The 21,504-nt window shown below is 65.5% G+C and carries 21 protein-coding genes; 13 read left to right on the forward strand and 8 right to left on the reverse strand.

Features of this window, described 5'->3' with window-relative positions; all coding sequences use genetic code 11:
• Positions 1–112 precede the first annotated feature (112 nt).
• Together PVW46_RS15470 and hemB are read right to left on the reverse strand one after the other, a co-directional pair.
• Positions 113–664, reverse strand: a complete 552-nt coding sequence (locus tag PVW46_RS15470) for a lipid-binding SYLF domain-containing protein (protein WP_069208907.1) — start codon at positions 662–664, stop codon at positions 113–115.
• Positions 665–810: 146 nt separating this feature from the next.
• The gene (gene hemB, locus PVW46_RS15475) at positions 811–1,809 is read right to left on the reverse strand and encodes a porphobilinogen synthase (protein ID WP_069208906.1); all 999 of its coding nucleotides are present in this window, start codon (positions 1,807–1,809) and stop codon (positions 811–813) included.
• A gap of 119 nt (positions 1,810–1,928) precedes the next feature.
• On the opposite strand from hemB, the gene PVW46_RS15480 reads away from it, so the two are divergent.
• The 4 genes from PVW46_RS15480 (at position 1,929) to PVW46_RS15495 (ending at position 8,107) form a co-directional block, all read left to right on the forward strand.
• The gene (locus PVW46_RS15480; protein ID WP_043138639.1) at positions 1,929–2,456 is read left to right on the forward strand and encodes a hypothetical protein; all 528 of its coding nucleotides are present in this window, start codon (positions 1,929–1,931) and stop codon (positions 2,454–2,456) included.
• A gap of 53 nt (positions 2,457–2,509) precedes the next feature.
• Positions 2,510–5,989 (forward strand): transcription-repair coupling factor, encoded by a 3,480-nt coding sequence (mfd, locus tag PVW46_RS15485; protein ID WP_069208905.1) that lies wholly within the window; start codon positions 2,510–2,512, stop codon positions 5,987–5,989.
• A gap of 176 nt (positions 5,990–6,165) precedes the next feature.
• Complete coding sequence (locus PVW46_RS15490) at positions 6,166–6,618, forward strand: TadE/TadG family type IV pilus assembly protein (protein WP_069208904.1); 453 nt, start codon at positions 6,166–6,168, stop codon at positions 6,616–6,618.
• Position 6,619: 1 nt separating this feature from the next.
• Complete coding sequence (locus tag PVW46_RS15495) at positions 6,620–8,107, forward strand: pilus assembly protein TadG-related protein (protein ID WP_069208903.1); 1,488 nt, start codon at positions 6,620–6,622, stop codon at positions 8,105–8,107.
• 47 nt (positions 8,108–8,154) lie between these two features.
• On the opposite strand, the gene PVW46_RS15500 is transcribed toward PVW46_RS15495, so the two are convergent.
• The gene (locus PVW46_RS15500; RefSeq protein WP_069208902.1) at positions 8,155–9,156 is read right to left on the reverse strand and encodes a COG3904 family protein; all 1,002 of its coding nucleotides are present in this window, start codon (positions 9,154–9,156) and stop codon (positions 8,155–8,157) included.
• Between the two features lie 111 nt (positions 9,157–9,267).
• On the opposite strand from PVW46_RS15500, the gene PVW46_RS15505 reads away from it, so the two are divergent.
• Positions 9,268–10,155 (forward strand): endonuclease/exonuclease/phosphatase family protein, encoded by an 888-nt coding sequence (locus PVW46_RS15505; protein ID WP_069208901.1) that lies wholly within the window; start codon positions 9,268–9,270, stop codon positions 10,153–10,155.
• Between the two features lie 488 nt (positions 10,156–10,643).
• Complete coding sequence (locus tag PVW46_RS15510) at positions 10,644–11,126, forward strand: hypothetical protein (protein WP_069208900.1); 483 nt, start codon at positions 10,644–10,646, stop codon at positions 11,124–11,126.
• Positions 11,127–11,536: 410 nt separating this feature from the next.
• Here the strand turns inward: PVW46_RS15510 and PVW46_RS15520 are convergent, their stop codons facing one another.
• The 4 genes from PVW46_RS15520 to PVW46_RS15535 are packed head-to-tail and all read right to left on the reverse strand — an operon-like array spanning position 11,537 to position 14,550.
• Entirely contained in the window at positions 11,537–12,619 is a 1,083-nt protein-coding gene (locus tag PVW46_RS15520) for a methyltetrahydrofolate cobalamin methyltransferase (protein ID WP_043138658.1), read from the reverse strand.
• The gene (locus tag PVW46_RS15525; RefSeq protein ID WP_043138661.1) at positions 12,616–13,284 is read right to left on the reverse strand and encodes an HAD family hydrolase; all 669 of its coding nucleotides are present in this window, start codon (positions 13,282–13,284) and stop codon (positions 12,616–12,618) included. The genes PVW46_RS15520 and PVW46_RS15525 overlap by 4 nt, the downstream gene beginning before the upstream one ends.
• A 3-nt stretch (positions 13,285–13,287) precedes the next feature.
• Positions 13,288–14,217, reverse strand: coding sequence for a methylenetetrahydrofolate reductase (locus tag PVW46_RS15530; RefSeq protein ID WP_069208899.1), 930 nt, complete (start codon positions 14,215–14,217; stop codon positions 13,288–13,290).
• 36 nt (positions 14,218–14,253) lie between these two features.
• Positions 14,254–14,550 (reverse strand): virulence factor, encoded by a 297-nt coding sequence (locus PVW46_RS15535; protein ID WP_069208898.1) that lies wholly within the window; start codon positions 14,548–14,550, stop codon positions 14,254–14,256.
• Positions 14,551–14,757: 207 nt separating this feature from the next.
• On the opposite strand from PVW46_RS15535, the gene PVW46_RS15540 reads away from it, so the two are divergent.
• Together PVW46_RS15540 and PVW46_RS15545 are read left to right on the forward strand one after the other, a co-directional pair.
• Positions 14,758–15,477, forward strand: a complete 720-nt coding sequence (locus PVW46_RS15540; protein ID WP_274576554.1) for a sulfotransferase family 2 domain-containing protein — start codon at positions 14,758–14,760, stop codon at positions 15,475–15,477.
• Between the two features lie 32 nt (positions 15,478–15,509).
• On the forward strand, positions 15,510–16,622 hold the full coding sequence (locus tag PVW46_RS15545; RefSeq protein WP_043138673.1) for a Ppx/GppA phosphatase family protein: 1,113 nt from the start codon (positions 15,510–15,512) through the stop codon (positions 16,620–16,622).
• 12 nt (positions 16,623–16,634) lie between these two features.
• Here the strand turns inward: PVW46_RS15545 and PVW46_RS15550 are convergent, their stop codons facing one another.
• Positions 16,635–16,982: a DUF1428 domain-containing protein gene (locus tag PVW46_RS15550; protein ID WP_069208897.1), complete on the reverse strand. Its 348-nt coding sequence runs from the start codon at positions 16,980–16,982 to the stop codon at positions 16,635–16,637.
• 143 nt (positions 16,983–17,125) lie between these two features.
• On the opposite strand from PVW46_RS15550, the gene PVW46_RS15555 reads away from it, so the two are divergent.
• From PVW46_RS15555 to PVW46_RS15575, 5 genes are all read left to right on the forward strand, one after another.
• The gene (locus tag PVW46_RS15555) at positions 17,126–17,857 is read left to right on the forward strand and encodes an RlmE family RNA methyltransferase (RefSeq protein WP_043138676.1); all 732 of its coding nucleotides are present in this window, start codon (positions 17,126–17,128) and stop codon (positions 17,855–17,857) included.
• Between the two features lie 334 nt (positions 17,858–18,191).
• Positions 18,192–18,818: a GDSL-type esterase/lipase family protein gene (locus tag PVW46_RS15560; RefSeq protein WP_274576556.1), complete on the forward strand. Its 627-nt coding sequence runs from the start codon at positions 18,192–18,194 to the stop codon at positions 18,816–18,818.
• Positions 18,815–19,255 carry a lipocalin family protein gene (locus PVW46_RS15565; RefSeq protein ID WP_069208895.1) on the forward strand — a complete coding sequence of 147 codons (441 nt, stop codon included), beginning with the start codon at positions 18,815–18,817 and terminating at the stop codon, positions 19,253–19,255. Before PVW46_RS15560 ends, PVW46_RS15565 begins: the two co-directional genes overlap by 4 nt.
• On the forward strand, positions 19,252–20,013 hold the full coding sequence (locus PVW46_RS15570) for an SDR family oxidoreductase (protein ID WP_069208894.1): 762 nt from the start codon (positions 19,252–19,254) through the stop codon (positions 20,011–20,013). Before PVW46_RS15565 ends, PVW46_RS15570 begins: the two co-directional genes overlap by 4 nt.
• 81 nt (positions 20,014–20,094) lie before the next feature.
• On the forward strand, positions 20,095–21,504 hold the full coding sequence (locus PVW46_RS15575) for a carnitine 3-dehydrogenase (protein WP_069208893.1): 1,410 nt from the start codon (positions 20,095–20,097) through the stop codon (positions 21,502–21,504).

Raw genomic sequence — 21,504 nt, forward strand, 5'->3', positions numbered from 1 at the left:
ACAAAACGTACGTTTTGTACGTCGATTCCGGCAAAACGTACAACGCGTTAGGCTTTTGGAAAGACATCGGGAAACGGGCGGTCCGTGATCGGGCCGCCCCCGGGCCCGGGTCTCAGGGAATGATGCGGGTGTATTTCACGCCTTCCAGGGTCGCGCCGACGCGCAGACCGGCCTGGCCAAAGATCACCGCGATCACCGGCGCCAGCGAGGTGGTGGTTTCCGCCGCCAGCGTCTCGCCGCGTTCCAGCACCGCGTATTCCAGGTTCGCCCCCGCGGCGAAGCCGGGCGAGCGGCGGAAGGTTTCCATCGCGCTGTTGGTCATGAAGAACAGGACGTGCGAATACTGTTGCGCGCCGATCTGCAGCCCGCCCGAGGCCTTGGCGACCGAGTAGTAGTCCACCGAGGCACCGTTGATCCGCAGGGCACCGCGGCCATAGCCGCCGCCGAACCCGAGACCCGCCTCCGTCACCACCGGCATGACCAGCATGCCGACGGATTTCGCAGCAAGGTCGCGGGTGGCCGGGTAATCGCCATAAAGGCGCGACAGGGTCTGGTCGACCCGCGCGTCGATGCGGGCATCGCCGCCGCTTCCGACGCCGTTGCATGCGCCCAGTGCCAGCGTGGCACCAAGCCCGAAGGTCACATTACGTCTGTTGAGTGTCATGGGTCCGCCTGTTCCTCGAATAGCCTCAAGTCCGGCTGTCTCGCCGGTTGCGGCGCAATATAGGCAGGGGGGCAAGGGTTGTCACGACATGTTGTGGCCTGTCGGCAAGAGACCGCACGGAAGCCTCTTGCCGACAGGGGAAGGGATCACCCGTTCAGCAGGCGGGCCGCCTCGGGCGCGAAATAGGTCAGTACCCCGTCGCAGCCCGCGCGCTTGAAGCTCATCAGGCTTTCCATCATGGCCTTTTCGCCATCGACCCAGCCGCGTTCGCCTGCGCCCGCGATCATCGCGTATTCGCCGGAGACCTGGTAGGCAAAGGTGGGCGCGCCGAACATCTCGTGTGCGCGGCGGCAGATGTCCAGGTAAGGCATCCCCGGTTTTACCATGATCATGTCCGCGCCCTCGGCCAGGTCGCGGGCGATCAGGCGCATGGCCTCGTCGGAATTGCCCGGGTCCTGCTGGTAGGTCTTCTTGTCGCCCTTCAGCGCGCCCGAGGCGCCGACCGCGTCGCGGAACGGCCCGTAGAAGGCCGAGGCGTATTTCGCGGCATAGCTCAGCAGCAGCACGTTCTGGTGGCCCGCGCCCTCCAGCGCGCTGCGCAGGGCGCCGATGCGCCCGTCCATCATGTCGGAGGGGCCGATGATGTCGGCGCCGGCCTCCGCCTGGCTGAGGGCCTGTTTCACCAGCGCCTCGACAGTGCGGTCGTTGACGATCTCGCCATCTTCGACAAAACCGTCATGGCCGTTGATGTTGTAGGGGTCCAGCGCGACGTCGGTCATCACCGCGATGTCGGGCGCCGCCGCCTTGATCGCACGGGTGGCGCGGTTGCTGAGGTTTTCCGGGTTCCAGGCCTCGGCGCAATCCTCTGTCTTGAGCGTGGGATCGGTGTAGGGAAAGAGGCAGATCGCCGGGATTCCCAACGCCTGCGCCTCGACCGCGGCCTCTGCCACCTTGTCCACCGACAGGCGGTTGACGCCGGGCATCGAATGGATCGGCTCCACCACGCCCTCGCCGTCGCGGACGAAGACCGGCCAGATGAAATCCGCCGGGCTGAGCGTGGTTTCCTGCACCAATGCGCGGATCGCGGGGGTGCGGCGCAGGCGGCGCAGGCGGGTGGCGGGGAAGGGGGCAAAGGTCGGCTGCATCGGGCGCTCCGTCATTGGTCGGCCAAGGGATGCACCCGAGCGCGCGGGCTTGTCCAGCCCCCTCTGGGCATTTGGTTTGGCCCGCGCTATGAGGCGGGTCACAGGCAAGGACAGGGCACATGGACTGGTACGATACCGTATTCGAGCTGATCGACCTTCGCAGCTTTTCGAACCTGTGGTTCTGGATCGTCCTTGCCGTGCTCTGGTCCTCGACCAGCCACTGGGTCATGGGCGTGCCCTATGACATGGTCGCGCGCGCCCGCCGCAACGGCGGGCAGGCGGCGCAGGATCTCGAGGACCTGGTGCGCATCAACACCAACCGCCTGCTGTTCATCGCCGAGGAATCCGGCCTCTGGGTGGTGGCGATCGGATCGGCCTTCCTGTCGGGCGTGGCGATCCTCGGGTTCTACCCGGGCTACTGGATCGAGTTCGCGCAGGCCGTCTTTCTGCTGGCCTTTCCGATGACGCTGGTGGGGCTGCTGAGTGTGCGGTCGGCCCGCCTGATCCGTGAAGGCGAGGGCGAGGGAGAGGCGCTGTGGCGGCGGCTGCGCATCCACCGGATGCTGACGCAACTCATCGGGATGGTGTCGATCTTTGTCACCGCGCTGTGGGGGATGTACATGAACCTGACGGTCCTGCCTTTCTGATCCGCCCAAAGGGCAGGTTGACGCCGGTCGCGCAGCGCGCCATTTGAGCCTCCATGACAGAGCAGCGGATCATCATGGGCGGCGCGCCCGAGGGCTTTGACGCCCGGCTGGTGCTGCGCGAGGTGGACAAGGCCAAGGGGCCGGTCATCCATATCGCGCGCGACGACAAGCGGCTGGCGGCCATGCGCGATGCGCTGGCCTTTTTTGCGCCGGACATGCCGGTGGTGCACTTTCCGGCCTGGGACTGCCTGCCTTATGACCGGGTTTCACCCAATGCCGACATTTCTGCCGCGCGCATGGCGACGCTGGCGGGGCTGGTGCATGGCGGGCCGTCGCGGTTCGTCCTGCTGACGACGCTCTCTGCGGCGATGCAATACCTACCCGCGCGTGAGGTGCTGCGTGAGGCGGCCTTTGCCGCACGTGTCGCTGACCGCGTGGACGAGGCGGGCCTGCGCGCCTTTCTGGTCCGGATGGGGTTCAGCCAGGCGCCGACCGTGACCGAACCGGGCGATTACGCGGTGCGGGGCGGCATCATCGACATTTACCCGCCGGGGGACGGCGGGCCGGTGCGGCTGGATTTCTTCGGGGACGTCCTGGACGGCGCGCGACGGTTCGATCCGGTCAGCCAGCGCACGACCGAGAAACTGGACGTGGTCGAACTGGCGCCGGTGTCCGAGGTCATCCTCGACGAGGCGGCGATCACGCGGTTCCGGCAGAACTACCGGATCGAATTCGGCGCGGCGGGCACCGACGATCCGCTCTACGAGGCGGTCAGCGCGGGGCGCAAGCACGCAGGCGTCGAACATTGGCTGCCCTTCTTCCACGCGCGGCTGGAAACCCTGTTCGATTACCTGCCTGCTGCGCCCGTGCTGATGGACGATCAGCTGACGCCCTCGCGCCTGTCGCGCTGGGACAGTATCGCCGACCAATACGAGACGCGCCGCCACGCCCTGAGCCAGAAAAAGACCCTTGGCAGCACGGTTTACAAGCCGATCCCGCCCGAGACCCTGTACCTGGACGATGGCGCCTGGGAAGCGGCGCTGGAGGGCAAGCGTCAGGTGCAGTTCCACCCGCTGCCGCAGGCCAGCGGGCCGGGCGTGGTGGATGCGGGGGGGCGCATCGGGCGCAATTTCTCGCCCGAGCGCCAGCAGGAAAACATCAGCCTGTTCAAGACGCTGGCCGATCATGTTCAGACATGTCTGCAAGATGGACCGGTGGTCATCGCTTCCTATTCGGAGGGCGCGCGGGAGCGTCTGACCGGGTTGATCGAGGACGAGGGTCTGGCCGAGGCGATCCCCGTTGCCAACGGCACGCGGATCGACAAGCGCGGGCTGCACCTGGCGGTCTGGTCGCTGGAGGCGGGCTTTGTCGCGCCCTGGGACCCCGCGGGCGACAAGGGCCGGCTGACCGTCATCTCGGAACAGGACGTTCTGGGCGACCGGCTGATCCGCCAGCCCAAGAAGCGCCGCAAGGCCGAGAATTTCATCACCGAGCACCAGTCGCTGAGCCCCGGCGACCTGGTGGTGCACGTCGATCACGGCATCGGTCGCTACCTTGGGCTGGAGGTCGTCACCGCCGCCGGCGCCGCGCATGAATGCCTGACGCTGGAATATGCCGAAGGGGCCAAGCTGTACCTGCCGGTCGAGAACATTGAGCTGCTGTCCAAGTATGGCCATGACGAGGGTCTGCTGGACAAGCTGGGCGGCGGCGCATGGCAGGCCAAGAAGGCCAAGCTGAAACAGCGCATCCGCGAGATGGCCGACCGCCTGATCCGGATTGCTGCCGAGCGCGCCCTGCGCAAGGCTCCGATCATGGACCCGCCGGCGGGGGCCTATGAATCCTTTGCCGCGCGCTTCCCCTACCAGGAAACCGACGACCAGCTGCGTGCCATCGAGGACGTGATGGAGGACATGCACTCGGGTCAGCCGATGGACCGTCTGATCTGCGGCGACGTGGGGTTCGGCAAGACCGAGGTCGCCATGCGGGCGGCCTTTGTCGCGGCCATGTCGGGTGTGCAGGTGGCGGTGATCGCACCCACGACGCTCTTGGCGCGCCAGCACTACAACAGCTTTGCCGAACGGTTCCGGGGCTTCCCGCTGGAGGTCAATCCGCTGTCGCGGTTTGTCTCCTCCCGGCAGGCGGCGCTGACCCGCGACGGGATTTCCAAGGGCACCGTCGATATTGCCGTCGGCACGCACGCGCTGCTGGCCAAGGGCATCCGGTTCAACAACCTGGGCCTGCTGATCATCGACGAGGAACAGCGGTTCGGCGTGCAGCACAAGGAACGGCTGAAACAGCTGCGCTCGGACATCCACGTCCTGACGCTGACCGCCACGCCGATCCCGCGCACGTTGCAGCTGTCATTGACGGGCGTGCGCGACCTGTCGGTCATCGGCACGCCGCCGGTCGACCGCCTGTCGATCCGCACCTATGTGTCCGAATTCGACCCGGTGACGATCCGCGAGGCGCTGTTGCGCGAGCATTACCGGGGCGGGCAGAGCTTTTTCGTCGTCCCGCGCCTGAGCGATCTGCCGGAGGTCGAGGAGTTCCTGAAGGAACAGGTGCCCGAGGTGTCCTACGTCGTCGCACATGGCCAGATGGCGGCGGGCGAATTGGACGACCGCATGAACGCCTTTTACGACGGGCGCTATGACGTGCTGTTGGCGACGACCATCGTGGAATCCGGACTGGATATTCCCACCGCCAACACGATGGTGGTGCATCGCGCCGACATGTTCGGCCTCAGCCAGCTGTACCAGATCCGGGGCCGCGTGGGCCGGTCCAAGACCCGCGCCTATGCCTATCTGACCACGAAACCCCGTATGAAACTGACCCAGACGGCGGAAAAGCGGCTGCGGGTGCTGGGCAGCATCGACACCCTGGGGGCGGGCTTCAGCCTTGCCTCGCAGGACCTGGACATTCGCGGCGCCGGCAACCTGCTGGGCGAGGAACAGTCGGGCCAGATGCGCGACGTGGGCTACGAGTTGTACCAGTCGATGCTGGAAGAGGCGATTGCCAAGATCCGCGCTGGCGAGATGGATGGCCTGTCCGAGGCGGACGATCAATGGGCGCCGCAGATCAACCTAGGCGTGCCGGTGCTGATCCCCGAGGATTACGTGCCCGATCTGGACGTGCGCCTGGGCCTGTATCGCCGCTTGTCGGGGCTGACCACCAAGGTCGAACTGGAAGGCTTTGCCGCCGAGCTGATCGACCGTTTCGGCAAGCTGCCGCGCGAGGTGAACACACTGCTTCTGGTGGTTCGGATCAAGGCCATGTGCAAGAAGGCCGGCATTGCCAAACTGGACGGGGGCCCCAAGGGCGCCACGATCCAATTCCACAACGACAAGTTCGCCTCGCCCCAGGGGCTGGTCGAATTCATCAAGGCACAGGATGGACTTGCCAAGGTGCGCGACAACAAGATCGTGGTGCGCCGCGACTGGAAACGCGACAAGGACAAGATCCAGGGCGCCTTTGCCATAGCGCGTGATCTGGCCGAAAAGGTTGTCGCCGAAAAGAAGAAGGCCAAGGCCTGAGACAGGCCCTGGCCCCGGCTTTTCCCGCGATTTTCGATAGCGCCAACCGCGACCGGGGCAAGGCCCAAAGATGCATCCCGGATAACAATTCACATTTCAGCCACATTCCTGGCGCCCGAGGACCGTATTTTTCCTACAACCTGTAATTGATGTTTCTCAAATTCAGGATAAGTGGCATGTTGGTTTCCACGGCAAGAACACGGGTCCTTCGGCTCGTTAAGGATGAACAGGGCAGCTCGACGGTCGAGTTCTCGATCCTCTTTCCGGGGCTGATCTTCCTGATCGCCGGGTGCATCTGGTTGTCGGTCTATGTCATCACCATCGGCAACGTGCAGCAATTGACCTACGAGGTCGCGCGACAGGCCCTGCAGCATCGGGTCGCGGCGCCGGATCACCCCGCGCTGTGCCGCCAGGTGGGGGATGTTCTGGTCCCCGAGATGGTCACCACTCTGACGCTGATCGACCCCGACAAGATCACGGGCCTGTCCTGTTCCCCCGCCGAGATACCGGGGTGGAGCCGGGTGACGCTGACCTATGACGCCTCGAGCATCGGGTTCTCCCCCCTGATCCGGGCCTTCAACGGCGGCTCTGACGTGATCGTCGGCCGTGCCCTCATCATGGGAGGCTGACATGTTCTGGCGTAACGAGTGCGGTTCCATCACCACGGCCACCTTGATGATCCTGCCCGCGCTGCTTTTGGGCGCGGCCATGACCATCGACCTGCTTTACCTGAACGACCATCGCAGCCATGTGCAGGCGCAGGCCGATTTTTCCGCCCTCGAGGCCGTCCGCCACGTGGGTAACGAAGAGCGGGCCTTTGTCCAGGCCTCCCGGTCGGTGGCGTATAATGACCTCTTTCCCGCCCGCGCGCTGCAACCGGCGCAGGTGACGCTGGGCCGGTTCGAACAGGGCGTCTTTACGCCCGCATCCACGGACCCGCGGCGCCCCAATGCCGCGCATGTCAAGGCGGTGGCCGATGCCCATATGCAAGTGGCCGGTTTCCTGGGCCGCGAAAAGGCCACCGTGATCACCCGTCAGGCCACCGCCGTCGCCCGCGAGAGGGTGAGTTTCAGCCTGGCCAACTGCCTGCTGTCGCTCAACCTGTTTCACGGTGCGCTCGAGCCGATCCTGGGCGCGGACCTGGATGCGATCTGTTCCGAGGGGGCGCTGTTCCTGCGCACCGATGCGCTGTTGGAAACGCTTTCTGTCGATCTCGACGCGCCGTTGACCTACGGCGACGTGCTGGATGCGGATATTGCCCTGTCGCGGATCCTGTCGCTGGCGGTCGGTGCCGAGGTGAACGCGCCGGATGCAGCCCTGCGCCTGGGCGATATACTGCACCTGGATTCCGGCACCCGGGGCATGGCGATCGGCACCCGTATCCCCGGGTCTTTCATCAGCGGCAGCGATCTTGTCTTCGGCTCCGTCGAACTTCTGGGCGAACATGTGCTGGACCTGAACCTGCGTGCGGACCTGGGGCCACTGGCCGATGTTCCGGTGTCGTTGACCATCGTCGAACCGCGCCGCGTCGTCGCCCATGTCGAACCGGGCACGCCCGAGGCCTATGCGGAAACCGCGCAGATCCGGCTGGCGGTTCAGGGGCTGGACCTGTTGGGCCTGGTGACGCTGGACCTGTCGCTGCGCGTCGCCCATGCCGAGGCGAGACTGACCGACCGCGCCTCCGGCTGTCATGCTGCCGCGCGCGGCGAGCCGGTGGCGATCTTCGATCCGGTGCAGGCCGGGCTGGTGGAACTCTACATCGACCTGACGGCCCTGGGGCTGACCGTGCGCGATGAGATCGCGCTGGTGCAATCCGCCCCGCAGGAGATCGGGTTCACGGCGCGGGACATTGCGCGGCACCGGACGGCCGTTGTGGCGCCGCGGCTAGAAGGCACCTTGTCGGAACTGGATTACGCTCTGCTGAGCTTGCTGGGGCAGTTGCCTCTGGCCAACCTGACAACCGGACTCGTCGGCGGACTGCTCTCGCCGATCCTGGACAGTCTCTCGCCGGTCGAGGACCTGCTGGCCGCGATCGTCCATGATTTCGTCGGCCTTGCGATTGCGCCGGCCCGCCTGACACCTCTGGGCACCGATTGCAGGATCGCGTTGGTGCAATAACCGCCGCATCCCGGGGCCGATGGCCCATGAAACGGGGCAGTCGCGGATCAATAGGGCAACCGGTCAAGGCGCAGTCCCGGATCCGCGGCCTCGAGGAGCGAGAAATACCCGTATTGAACCTGCGAGACCGGCACACGCTTGCTGCGCGCGGCGCCCTTGGGGACCGAGTATTCGCAGCCTTCGCCGGTCATGTCATTGGTGATGACCTCGACGGTTTCGCCCCATTGATCGGTCTTCCAGTTGACGAATTTCTGTTGCCAGTAGATGTCCGACGTGGCGCTTTCATCCGCGCCCCAGGCTTTCTGGTTGGCACAGGCACGGCGGAAATCCATCTCTGTCATCGTCTGGGACGTGGGGCGCAGCGGCCCGATCGTGATCCCCCAGCGGCCGGCCTGGTCAACGGTTTCGACATGGAACATGCGGTCCGGCGGGGTGCGCAACATGGTGGCGATCAGCGAAGGTTTCAGGTGTTCGCCGTCCTCGAAGCCACGGTTCTGCATGAGATCCTCGACGGTGCGGGCCAAGGTCTCCATCGCCAGGGCATAGGCGCGGGTGACGGTCGCCGCGTCGTAGTCGCCGCGTTCGACCTGCAGCGAGGGGGCATGAAACCCAAGCCGCGCCGTCGGATGCATGACCCGCCACTTGTAATAGCCGCTTTCATGGGCGTGAAAGCTGCCAGCCATAAACAGCAAGGCGCAGGCGCTTTCACAGCGTGCACCGGCCTCGAGCTTGGTTCCAATGGCCATCTCGCGCAGCACCGCGCCCAGTTTCAACGCTTCGGAAATGGCGCCGCCGGGACTGTCCAGGCAGATGACGGAAACGCCGTACCGGTTCTGGCTGCGCCAGCCTTCGATGGAGCTGCGCAGGCTGCGGGCCATGCGGTCGGCATCGCCCGGGGCAAACTGGCCGGTGATCCTATGGGTGCAGGCGATGGCCGGGTCCGGGGCCTGGATGTCGATGGCATCGTTGGTCATGCCGATCACCCGCAACTCGGCCGCATGGACGGGCAGGGCGAGCAGGCCGAAAAGTGCCAAAACAAGCTTTTTCATGGGCAAAACTCCGAGAAATGCGCCCTCAGTATTCCGTCACAAGCGATTCCGGTCAAACCCGGTTGCACGGGCGGGCTTGACCCCGGTGTGGGGCCGGTCCGACTGTGAGCCATGCGGATCGCGACCCTGAACATGCAGAACCTGCGTTTGATGCCGGATGGCACGGTTTTCGGAGCGCGCGACCGTGACGATGACGAAAGCCCGGCGCTGGACGAGGCGGACCGCCGGTTGACCGCGGCACTGCTGGCGCAGGCGGATGCCGACGTGCTGGCCTTGCAGGAGGTTTTTGACCAGGCCAGCCTGGATGCCTTTCACGACCGCTACCTGATGCAACACTGTGCGCCCTATCCCTGGCGGCTGTGCCTGCCGGGCAACGATGGGCGTGGCCTGGACGTGGCGATCATGTCGCGCAGTCCCTGGGATCATGCCGCCAGCCACGCGGGGGTGACACCCGAGGACCTGGGTCTCGATCCGCCCGAGGGCATGGCCCGCGATCTACCGATCTTTCGGCGCGACGGTCTGGAGTTGCGTTTTGGCGAGCTGACGCTTTTCGTCGTGCATTTCAAGGCGCCATACCCGGATGCGGCGCGGGCCTGGGCGGTGCGGCGGCTGGAGGCGGAGGCGCTTGCGCGGTTGGTGGCGCGCGCCGGACCGCTGTGGCTGGTGGCGGGGGACCTGAACGAGCCGGGAACGGCGTCCGAACGGGCCGTGGCACCGCTTGAGGCGCTTGGCGAAAACCTGATGCTGCGGCTGCCCGAGGCCGAGCGCTGGACCTATTTCCAGCCAGATGAGCGGCGCTATGGCGCGCCCGACGGATTGATCGCCTCACCCATGCTGGCCGCCCGGCTCGAAGGGGTCGTGCCGCAGGTCCTGCGCGCCGGAATGGGACGGGAGGCGGGGCCGGAAGGCGCCGAGCGTCTGCCGGAAACCGGGCTTCATCGTCCGCATGCCAGTGATCACGCGGGGGTTGTGTTGGACCTGGGGGTCGTCAAGCGGTAGCTTCCCTGGCAGTCCTGGTGCGGCTGCGCGGAATGTGTGCGGCGGTCAAGGCGTTTGGGCAAGAATATGCCACCGTCTGCAAGGACTTCATGTCGCTTTGTTTCAGGTTCCCTCTGTGCGCATTCAGGCCCCCTGACACTTTAAGAATGTCGCGTAATATGCTGTATTTAAATATTTAATATCGTAAATGACTGTGGTCTGGAAGTAATAGCCCGCCAGGTGAAGTTCCAGCGCTGGACGCTGACAACAGCAGAAATGCTCCTGCACGCGATAGGCGAAAAATGGCCTCCTGTTACTCTGGTTGCTTGACCGCGTTGCGGGGGTTTGGGATCGTTTCCACACCACTAAGTTGAACGCCGCCAACAGAAAGCAGATACGGAAACACGGGCTCTGGCCCGCAACAAGAGGTTTTGCCCGTGGGGACCAAACGCAACGAGCTCTGGACGGAAAGTGCAGAGGTTCATTTCCTTCGGACCCGGAGAGGCGCTATGGCTGCGGCGGAACGGGCCTTTGCGACCTATGACACGCTCACCGACCCCGACACCGGCGGACGCGCGCCGGAGATCTGGGACCTGGACCTTTTTATCCTGCAAGCGCCCCACGACGGCATCGCGGACCAGCTTGGCGGGCTGGGCGATTGGGTGGCGTCGGTGACGGTCTTCGGACAGGTCCGCGACGCGCTGCGGATCGCGGAGCGGGTGGACGGCGACGGCGCCGCCTTCCTGGTGAACATTGATGTCTTCGGGCCGCTGGAACAGGCGGTGGATGTCCTGCTGTCCCTGCGCCGCACGAACCCCATGCTGACCATCCTCGTGATGTCGTCCGAGTTCGTGCGCGACGATACCTCGCTGGAGCGCAGCGCCATCGCAGACACCTCCCTGCGGCTGCCCTGCACGCCGGAACGCCTGCGGGACGGGCTGTTCTGTGCGGCGGAAAACACCAAGCTGCGCCAGTTGGGCTTGGCTCTCTGACGAATTTGCTCGTCCGGGTGACGGATGATCTGGTAAAGGCTCGGGGAGGATTTCCGTTGCCTTGCTTGCACGACCACGTCAAAGGTTAACAATTCGTTAACGCATGATGGTGGTATTATGGGGCGATTGCTCTTTCTGGCGGTGGTCTTTGTCGCAGGCTCGGTTCTGGCCGAGCCGGAAAAACCGACACCAACGCAGCGGCTGGATCAGTTTCGGACGGCGCAGGCTTTTGACTGCAGAAACGTGAGCTGCAAGCGCCTGCGCTCTTGCGAGGAGGCCTGTTTCAAGCTGGTTCAATGCGGGCAAAAGGTACGCGACGGGGACAACGACGGAATCCCCTGCGAGAATCTCTGTTCTCGACGCTGTTAGAAAAAAGGCCCGGCGGTAGGCCGGGCCTTTGATCTGTGGACTCAGGCCCGGCGGCGGCGGCCGCCGGTGCGGCCGGCGCGGCCGCGGCCTTCCTGGCCGGCCTTGGGGGCCTGGCGGTTGAACTCGATCCAGGCGGCGCCGCCGTCGTCGTTGTTGGTCAGGAAGTTGGCGGCGCGGATGGCCTCCATCTCCTTGCCGGCGCGCGGCTTGGTCGAGCCCATGCCGAAGAGGGTGACAAAGGTCTCGTCGTCGATGTCCTCGGGCAGGATGATCCCGGCGGCGGCAACTTCGGCCTTTTTCTCGGCGATCTTGGCGGCGTTCACCGGCAGGGCGACCGGGTTCATGATGGCCGAGGTCATGCCCGCGCCCATCGCCATCGGCAGGAAGGCGTTGTTGATGCCGTGACGGTTCGGCAGGCCAAAGGAGATGTTCGAGGCGCCGCAGGTGGTGTTCACGCCCAGTTCCTCGCGCAGGCGGCGAACCAGGGTAAAGACCTGCTGGCCTGCGGTGGCCATTGCGCCGATGGGCATCACCAGCGGGTCGACCACGATGTCATGCGCGGGAATGCCGAAATCGGCGGCGCGCTCGACGATCTTCTTAGCCACGGCAAAGCGGACCTCGGGGTCTTCGGAGATGCCGGTGTCGTCGTTCGAGATCGCCACGACCGGCACGTTGTATTTCTTGACCAGCGGCAGCACCAGTTCCAGGCGCTCTTCCTCGCCGGTCACAGAGTTCAACAGCGGGCGGCCTTCGGCGGCGGCCAGGCCATTTTCCAGGGCGCCGGGGACCGAGCTGTCGATGCAGAGCGGGATGTCGACGACGTTCTGGACCACTTCGACCAGCTGCCGCATCAGCGTCGGCTCGACAAAGTTGTTGTCGGCGTAGCGCGGATCCTCGGCCATCTTGTTGGAGAAGACGGCGCCCGAGTTGATGTCCAGAACGGTGGCGCCGGCGGCAACCTGCGCGATGGCGTCGGCCTCGACGCGGCTGAAATCGCCGGCTTCGAGTTCCACGTTCAGGATCTTGCGGCCCGTGGGGTTGATCCGCTCGCCGATCACGCAGAACGGTTCGTCAAAGCCGATGACGGCGGTTTTGGTTTTCGACTCGACGATGGTGCGGGTCATTGAACTGGCTCTCCTGTCAGGCGCCCGAGGATCACCTCGAGCGCGGGGTCGTTGAAATCTTGTATCGTGTCCTGTGCGCCGTGGGCACGCAGGTCTGCATCCGCAAGCCCCGATCGGAGCCCCACGGTATAGGCACCCGAGGCGGCGGCGGCGCGCAGCCCCGAGGCGCTGTCCTCGAAGGCGACGGCATGGCCGGGCGCGATGTCCAGCGCACGCATCGCCGCCAGGTAAGGCTCGGGGTCGGGTTTGCCCCGGGCGCATTCCTCGCCGATCACCAGCACCTCGAAGGCCGCGCGCAGGCCCACGGCTTCGAGCATGGCCTCGGCGTTCAGCCGGTTGGCATTGGTCACGACCGCCAGCGCCCATCCTTCGGCCCGCGCCCGGTCGATCAGCTTTTCGGCCCCGGGCATGGCCGGGTAGGGACGCGGCAGGCGGTCGCGGAACCGCGCCTCCTTGAGGTCCGACAGGCCCTGCGGATCTTCGAGATCCGGCAGGAACTCGGCAAAGAAATCCGTGTTCAGCCGTCCGTGCACATGTGCCATGTAGAAGTCCTCGGTGACTTCGATGCCATAGGGCACCATCAGGTCGACGAAGACCTCCCGATGAATGTCATCGGTCATCAGCATTGTGCCGTCCAGGTCGAACAGCAGGGCCGGTCGGGTCATGCCTCAGCCATGCGCCGCGGCGGGACGGCCCGAGGCGCCGCCGTTTGCGATGGCCCATTCGGCATTGGTCTTGATGCCGCCCAGCGGGAAGAAGTGGACCTGTTCGATGTTGAAGTCCGGGTTGGCCGCCTTGTGGGCCGCCAGCTGCGACAGGACCTCTGTCGGCTCGTAGGGCAGCAGCAGCTTGGACACATCCATCGCGCGCTTTTGCAGGACCTTGAGCGAGGGGCCGACGCCGCAGGCGATGGCGAACTTGATCAGCGTCTGCAGCTTGGCCGGGCCGGCGATGCCGATGTGCACGGGCAGGTCGATGCCCTCGGATTTCAGGCGGTTGGCCCAGGTGATGATCGGACCGGCGTCAAAGGCGAACTGGGTGGCCAGGGCCATCTGCGCGTCGGTGCGTTCGCTGAACGACTGTTTCCAGCGCAGCGCTTCCATCACGGTGGCGTCGCCGCCGTTCGGGTCGATGTCCTTGTTGCCCTCGGGGTGACCGGCGACATGCAGCCGCTTGAAGCCTGCCTTGTCGAAGAGGCCGGTTTCCATCAGCTGCATCGAGCTGTGGAAATCGCCGTGCGGTTCGGTCACGCCACCGGCCAGCAGCAGCGCCTGCTCGACGCCTGCCTCGCCCTGGTACATGGCGATCCAGTTTTCCAGCGTCGCGGCATCCTTGATGATGCGGGCCGGAAAATGCGGCATCACGTTGTAGCCCTCGCCCGACAGGCGCTTGGCCGTGGCGACCATTTCCTCGATCGGCGTGCCCTCGATATGGGCGATGTAGACGCGTGTGCCCTCGGGCAGGAGCGCGCGGAAATCCTCGACCTTGGAGGCCGTGCGCGGCATGACCTCGATCGAGTAGTTCTGCAGGAAGGCCTCCATCTCGGGGTTGCCGGTTTTGGGGGCCTCGTCGCGCTTGCGGAAGTTCAAGAGGGCCATGAGCGTCTCCTTAAGGGTCATGTCGTGATCCGGGCCTCAGGCCCAGCCGTCGTTGGCGATGAGCGCCTTGATGCGCTCTTGATCGAACTCCGCCTCCAGCCGTGCGGCTTCGGCGTTTGCGGCTTCCTGCGGGTCGCCATCGACGGTGCCGGAGACCACCTTGCGCCACTCTGCAAGATAGGCGTCCGTCTCTGCGGCGCCAGTTTTCATGGCGGCGCGGTCGATGGCCTGCTCGAACCGTTCGGGCAGCTGGACCTTGGCGCCACGGCGGCCCTTGCCCACGATGACCTGGGCGGGGATGTCGCGCCAGTAGACGATGGTCAGCTCTGCCATAGGTCCGATTCCCTTGCTTCTTCGTGCTTCTTTACGCGCGGTACGACATGGGCACGGGTCGATTTTCGACTTGTCCCGCGCCATGCGCGACAGCTTATGCCGGGTGCGTCCGGGTTCCAACCGCAACGAAGGTCAGAAGTTCTCACCATCTAGATGAGGAAAATTAAGGTTTGTGCCCGAATTCTGCCGCATGCCGCTGGTAGCCGCATGTCACGCAAGGGAAGGGAATGCGCCTTGGTCATCGCAATCGACGCCTGGAAACTGGCCTATGTCGCCCTGCCGAAGGCGGGATGTTCATCGGTGAAGAAGGCGCTTGCGATGCTGGACCCCTGGGTGGCTGTCCCGGACAAGCCCGATTTCCAGACCTGGCACCGGATCTACCAGACACGGCGGTATCATCCCGGGCTCTGGGCCGAACACGCCGATTTCTTTCGGTTCTGCGTGGTGCGCGACCCGGCGAAGCGCCTTATGTCGTGCTACACGGACATCGTCGTCAAGCGCCGCGCGCTCAAGGACAGCCCAAGGGTGCGCGCGACAGGTGGCCTGCCGGTGAACCCGGACCCCGACACGTTCTTTTGTCGCTTGCCGCGCTACCGGCGCAAGTCGTCCATCGTCAAGCATCACGTTCTGGGGGCCGAGTTGTTCCTTGGCCCGGACCTGCGTGGCGATTACGACCGGGTCTATCGCACCGGCGAACTCGACGAGCTGGCCGCTGACCTGAGCCGACGCACCGGCGAAACCGTCCGGATGCCGCATGCCAATTCCAGTGGCGGAAAGCTGTCGATCTTCGACCTCGAGGGGCGCACCATCGACCGGTTGCGCCCGCTTTTGGACGCCCAGTACGACTACCTGCGCGATTACTTCGTCAATCCGCTGGGCCCCCGGATACATGATGCTTGCGCGATAGGGGAACGGCGCGTATCGTGAAGGCAAGTTGATCTCGGAAAAGGCGCGACGTCATGGCGCCAAAGCGTCCCAAGGCTGCGGGCGCTTTCCCGAAACCGGTCGAGAGCCCCGCGCCATCACGGCCAGATCCCAACGCGCTCTATGCGGCGCTGGATCTGGGAACAAACAGTTGCCGCATGCTGATTGCCCAGCCGAAGGGCAGCCAGTTCCATGTGGTCGACAGCTTTTCGAAGTCCGTCCAGCTTGGATACGGGCTCGAAAAGACTGGCCGACTTAGCCGCGCCTCGATGGGGCGTACGGTGTCGGCTCTGCATGTGTGCCGTCAGAAAATCGAACGCCACAAGGTGACCCGGATGCGTCTGGTCGCGACAGAGGCCTGTCGCCGGGCGCGCAACGCGCGGGAGTTCATCCGCCACATCCAGCGTGAAACCGGGTTGAAGATGGAGATCATCCAGCCCGAGGAAGAAGCGCGTCTGGCAGTGATTTCCTGCGCGCCGCTGGTCTCGACCAAGACCGAACAGCTCTTGGTGGTGGATATCGGCGGCGGCTCGACGGAACTGGTCTGGATCGACCTCAGCAAGGTCGCGCCCCGGGAACGGCCGCGCGCGATCATGCGCCTGCACGCGGGCTTTCATCCGCCCGACAGCCCGTTCCCCTCGGCCAAGGTGGTGGACTGGATAAGCGTGCCGCTGGGCGTGGCAACGCTACGCGACCAGTTTTCCGACGTCATGGACGATGCCGCGCGCTATGCGCTGATGAGCTGGTATTTCGAGGAAAACCTGGCCGAATTCGCCCCGTACCAGGACGAACAGGCGCGCGAGGGATTCCAGATCGTCGGCACCTCGGGCACGGTCACGACCGTTGCCGCCTCGCACCTTGGCCTGCGACGCTACGACCGGACCAAGGTGGACGGGCTGCGCATGTCCTCGGACCAGATCGAGGCTGTGATCCAGCGCTACCTGGCGATGGGACCGGCGGGCCGCCGCAAGGACCCGCGCATCGGCCCGGACCGCCATGCGCTGATCATGAGCGGGTCGGCGATCCTGCAGGCTTTGCTGCGGCTTTGGCCGACCGACCGCCTTTCGGTGGCCGATCGGGGTCTGCGTGAGGGGCTGCTGTACGCCCAGATGTCCGCCGACGGCGTGCTGGAGGACGGCCCTCTCTGACGGGGGCACCCCTCAGGCAGTGGTCCGCATCAGTTCTTCGAAACCGCCAAAGATCATGCGTTTGCCGTCGAAGGGCATGTCGAAGGGCTCTTCGTCGCTCATCATCTTCCCCCAGCCCGCATCCCGGACCTCTTTCGACGGCCAGACGATGTACCCCGCGGCGACGCTTTCGCCCTCTTGCGCCTTGACCGCCAGCGGCAGCGACGTGACCTCGCCATCGGGGATGTCGCTGGGCCAGAGATCGACGACATCCGTCGCGCCCAGGCCGATGAACATCTCCTGGGTGAATTTGACGAAATCGCCGTAGGCGGCCTTCTTGTCATCCTGGATCGGAGCAAGGAAAATGTCGTAATAGGGCATGGGTCTCTCCTGTTGCGGTCCTGCGCCGGCATTTGGTCTCCTTTGGCGAGAAAAGGCAACAGGCAGCGCGTGATCGGGAACGGTCTTTCGAGTGGCGCCGCATTGGCGTATGCAAGGGGTTCCCAAAGCAAGGTCGCGTTCAGATGGCGAAGAAACCCACAGGCAGTAAATCCGGCGGCAAGAACAGCTCGGGGCGCGGGCAGCGTGACCTCAAGGTCAAGGTCAAGACCGCGCGGGGGCGCAAGCTCTCGTCGACGCTCTGGCTGCAACGGCAGCTGAACGACCCTTACGTCAAGCGCGCCAAGGACGCGGGATATCGCGGGCGCGCGGCCTTCAAGATCCTGGAAATCGACGACAAGTATCGGTTCCTCGTGCCCGGCGCACGTGTGGTCGACCTGGGATGCGCGCCCGGAGGCTGGTGCCAGGTGGCAGTGCCGCGGGTCAATGCGCTGGGGGAAAAGCAGGGCAAGGCCCAGGGGTTTGTCCTGGGTGTCGACCTGCAAGTGGTCGACCCGATCCCGGGGGCCGAGATCCACCAGCTGGATTTCATGGAGGACGGTGCCGACGACAAGGTCAAGGCCTGGCTGGGGGGCAAGGCCGATGTGGTCATGTCGGACATGGCCGCGGCCTCGTCCGGGCACAAGCAGACCGATCACCTGCGGATCATCGCCCTGTGCGAGGCGGCGGCGCACCTGGCCTTCGACGTTCTGGAAGAGGGCGGCACCTTTGTCGCCAAGGTGCTTCAGGGCGGGGCCGAGGGCAGCCTTCAGGCCGAGCTCAAACGCCGGTTCGAAAAGGTGGCGAATTTCAAGCCGCCGGCGAGCCGGTCCGATTCAAGCGAAAAATTCGTTGTCGCCACGGGGTTCCGCGGCTGAGAGAGGCAATGGCCATCTCTTGCAGGCGGCGCGCCTCTTCGGGGCTGAGCGCGGTTTCGCGGTTTGCGGGGACAGGGCTTTCGTCTCCGGGCAAGCGTTCCTGCCGGTAGAGCGCGAACAGCCGCGCGTGGCGCGCCCCGCGCAGGGGCGCCGTCCGGTCATCGCTGTCGCGCATGGGCCTCTCGTGTGGCAGCGGGCCTTGGGGTGCGGACGCAGGGTCAACGGCAGGTGTTGTGCCGTGTCGCGCCGCGAAAAACAAGGCGAAACCGTGCATTTGAGGGATTGACGCCCCGTCGCTATGCCGTCTGGATGGGCGCAAAGCGGGGAGGGTGGCATGAAGACAATCCTGTGTTACGGCGACAGCAATACCCACGGCACGGCGCCGCTTCCGGCGCCCGGCGTGGACCTGCGCCATCCGCCCGGAGACCGCTGGCCCGACGTGATGGCGCGCGAGTTGGGCGCCGGTTTCCGCGTTATCGACGAGGGGTTGCCGGGGCGCACCACCGTGCACGATGACGTGGTCGAGGGCGGGATGCGCAACGGCGCGACGGTGCTGCCTGCGATCCTGCACAGCCACAAACCGATTGACCTGATGATGCTCATGCTGGGCACCAACGACCTCAAGATACGCTTTTCGGTCAGCGCCTGGGAAATCGCCCGCTCGGTCGAGCGGCTGGCGCTGATGGCGCGGGCCGAAGGTGTGGTGCGCGATATCGTCCTTGTCTCTCCGGTGCCGGTGCAGGAAACCGGTGCCCTGCGCGAGGTCTTTGCCGGGGCCGAGGCACGGCAGGCCGGGATGGAAGGGTTCATCGAGGCGGCTGCCGAGCGGCAAGGGGCCGGTTTCCTGCGCGCCGGCGATCACGTCGCCGTATCGCCCAAGGACGGCGTCCACTGGGAGCCGGAGGCGCATCACCGCTTTGGCAAGGTTCTTGCTGGGGTTGTCGCGGAGCGTCTGGCGTGAGGGCCTTGTGCCTTGTCCTCGCGCTGGCCGGATGCGCTGCCGCCCCGCCGAAAACCGATCTGCCGCTGCGCAATCCCACGGCGCCCGTGGCCTCGCAGGCGGATGCGGCCCTGGGGCGGCTTAGCGGGGACTGGCGCGTTGTTCAGGGCGCTGGGGTGTACCCCGGCACGCGGGTGAGGTTCGACGCGGGGCAAGCGGTGATTGGCGGGCGCGCGATGCCGGTCACGGATGAGGGGCAGGGACGGCTGATGCTTGGTGGCGCGCCGGTCTGGGTCTACTGGATCGACGCGGACAACAGGACGGCGGCGCTTGGCGATCCCGATGGGCGGCGGGTCTGGATCATGGACCGCACCGGGACTCCCGGGGAACGTCTGCGCGCGGCGCGCGAAATCCTTGTCTGGTACGGCTATGACCTGGAACGGCTGGAGCAGGGATGACCCGGGTTCTGATCACCGCAGGGGCCGCGGGCCTTGGCCGGGCGATGGCCGAGGGCTGTCTTGCCCGGGGCGACCGGGTGGCCGTCTGCGACGTCGATGCCTCCGCGGTCGAGGCGTTTCGCACCGACCATCCGCAGGCCCTGGCAGAGGTCGTCGATGTGACCGACGAGAGTGCCATGACCGCCTTCCTTGGCCGTGTCGAAGAGACGTTCGGCGGCGTTGACCTGGTCTGTGCAAACGCCGGAACGGGCGGGCAGGCGGGCCGGATCGAGACGCTGGACCTGGACGCCTGGCGGGCCTGTCTCGACGTCAACCTGACGGGTGCCTTCCTGACCTGCCGCTGGGCGGCGCGTGTCATGCGCGCGCAAGGCGACGGGCTGATCGTCTTGACCAGTTCGACCGCCGGCCTGCATGGCTACCCTTTGCGCGCGCCCTATGCCTCGGCCAAATGGGCCATCGTCGGGCTGACCAAGACCCTTGCGATGGAGCTGGGACCGGCAGGCGTGCGGGTGAACGCGATCTGCCCGGGCGCGGTCGAGGGCGACCGGATGGACAGGGTTGTCGCAATGGAAAGCGCGGCGTCGGGCCTCAGCCCCGAGGAGGTGCGCGCGCTTTACGTGCGCGGCGTCTCGCTGCGCAGCTGGGTGACGGCAGAGGACGTGGCCGAGACGGTTTTCTGGCTCTCTTCGCCCGCGGCCCGCAAGATTTCCGGGCAGATCCTGGCGATCGACGGGCACACGGAAACCCTGTCCCCCTGAGGGCGGGAACAGGGCGCGGGGCACTTTCGGTCAGATAAAGGGCCGCTTAGGGTGGAAACGAAACCAAACAGGGAGTGTGACGTGGCAAGACGGGCAGCGATCATCGGCGGTGGTGTCATCGGTGGAGGCTGGGCGGCGCGTTTTGCGCTGATGGGCTGGGAGGTGCGGGTCTACGATCCCGACCCCGAGGCCGAGCGCAAGATCGGCGAGGTCATGGCCGGGGCCGTGCGGGCCCTGCCCATGCTGTTCGAGGCACCGATGCCGGCACGGGGCGCAATCAGTTTCCACGACAGCCTTGCCGAGGCGGTTGAGGGCGCCGAGTTCATCCAGGAAAGCGTGCCCGAACGGCTGGACCTGAAACACAAGGTCTATGCCGAGATCCAGGGCGCCTGCGAACCCGGCGCGGTGCTGGCCTCGTCTACCAGCGGCTTCAAACCCTCGCAGCTGCAGGAGGGGGCGGCGCGTCCCGGTCAGATCGTCGTCGCGCATCCCTTCAACCCGGTCTACCTCTTGCCGCTGGTCGAGCTGGTGCCGGGCGAGGGGGCAGCGCCGGACACCGTGGAAAAGGCGCGCGAGATCCTCACCGGGATCGGCATGTACCCGCTGCATGTCCGGGCCGAGATCGACGCCCATATCGCGGACCGGTTCCTCGAGGCGGTCTGGCGCGAGGCCTTGTGGCTGGTCAAGGACGGTATCGCCACGACCGAAGAAATCGACAACGCGATCCGCTATGGCTTTGGCCTGCGGTGGGCGCAGATGGGCCTGTTCGAGACCTATCGTGTCGCCGGTGGCGAGGCCGGGATGCGGCATTTCATGGCCCAGTTCGGTCCTTGCCTGTCCTGGCCCTGGACCAAGTTGACGGATGTGCCGGAGTTCACCGACGAGCTTGTCGACCTGATCACGGAGCAGTCGGATGCGCAGTCCGGTCACATGTCGATCCGTGACCTGGAACGGTTGCGGGATGACAACCTGGTGGCGATTCTGCGGGCGCTCAAGATGCAGGGCGCGGCGGCGGGCAGGCTGATCCGCGCGCAGGATGACCGGTTGCGCGGCCCGCTGGAGGAAACCGTGCCGATGGTGACCGTGCGCCGCATCGTGCCGGTGGACTGGACCGATCTGAACGGCCACATGAACGAGGGGCGCTATGGCCAGGTCTTCTCGGACGCCTCGGAAGAGCTGATGACCCATGTCGGCGCCGACCAGGCCTATATCGACGCGGGAAACAGCTATTTCACCGCTGAAACCAACATCAAGTACCTTGCGGAAACGCTTGCCGGAGAAGAGATTTTCGTCGAGACGCGCGTGACCTTGGGCGAGGGCAAGAAGCTGCGTCTCTGGCACGAGATGAAGCGCGCGTCGGACGGAGAGGTCCTGGCCACCGGGGACCAGTTCATGCTGCATGTCTCGCTTGAGACACGCCGCAGCTGTCCGCCGCTGGATCATGTGCGCGAAAATGTCGAACGTCTGGCGCGAATGCACGCCGAGGCGTGA

This window comes from Mameliella sp. AT18, from assembly GCF_028807275.1.
Lineage (GTDB): Bacteria > Pseudomonadota > Alphaproteobacteria > Rhodobacterales > Rhodobacteraceae > Antarctobacter > Antarctobacter albus.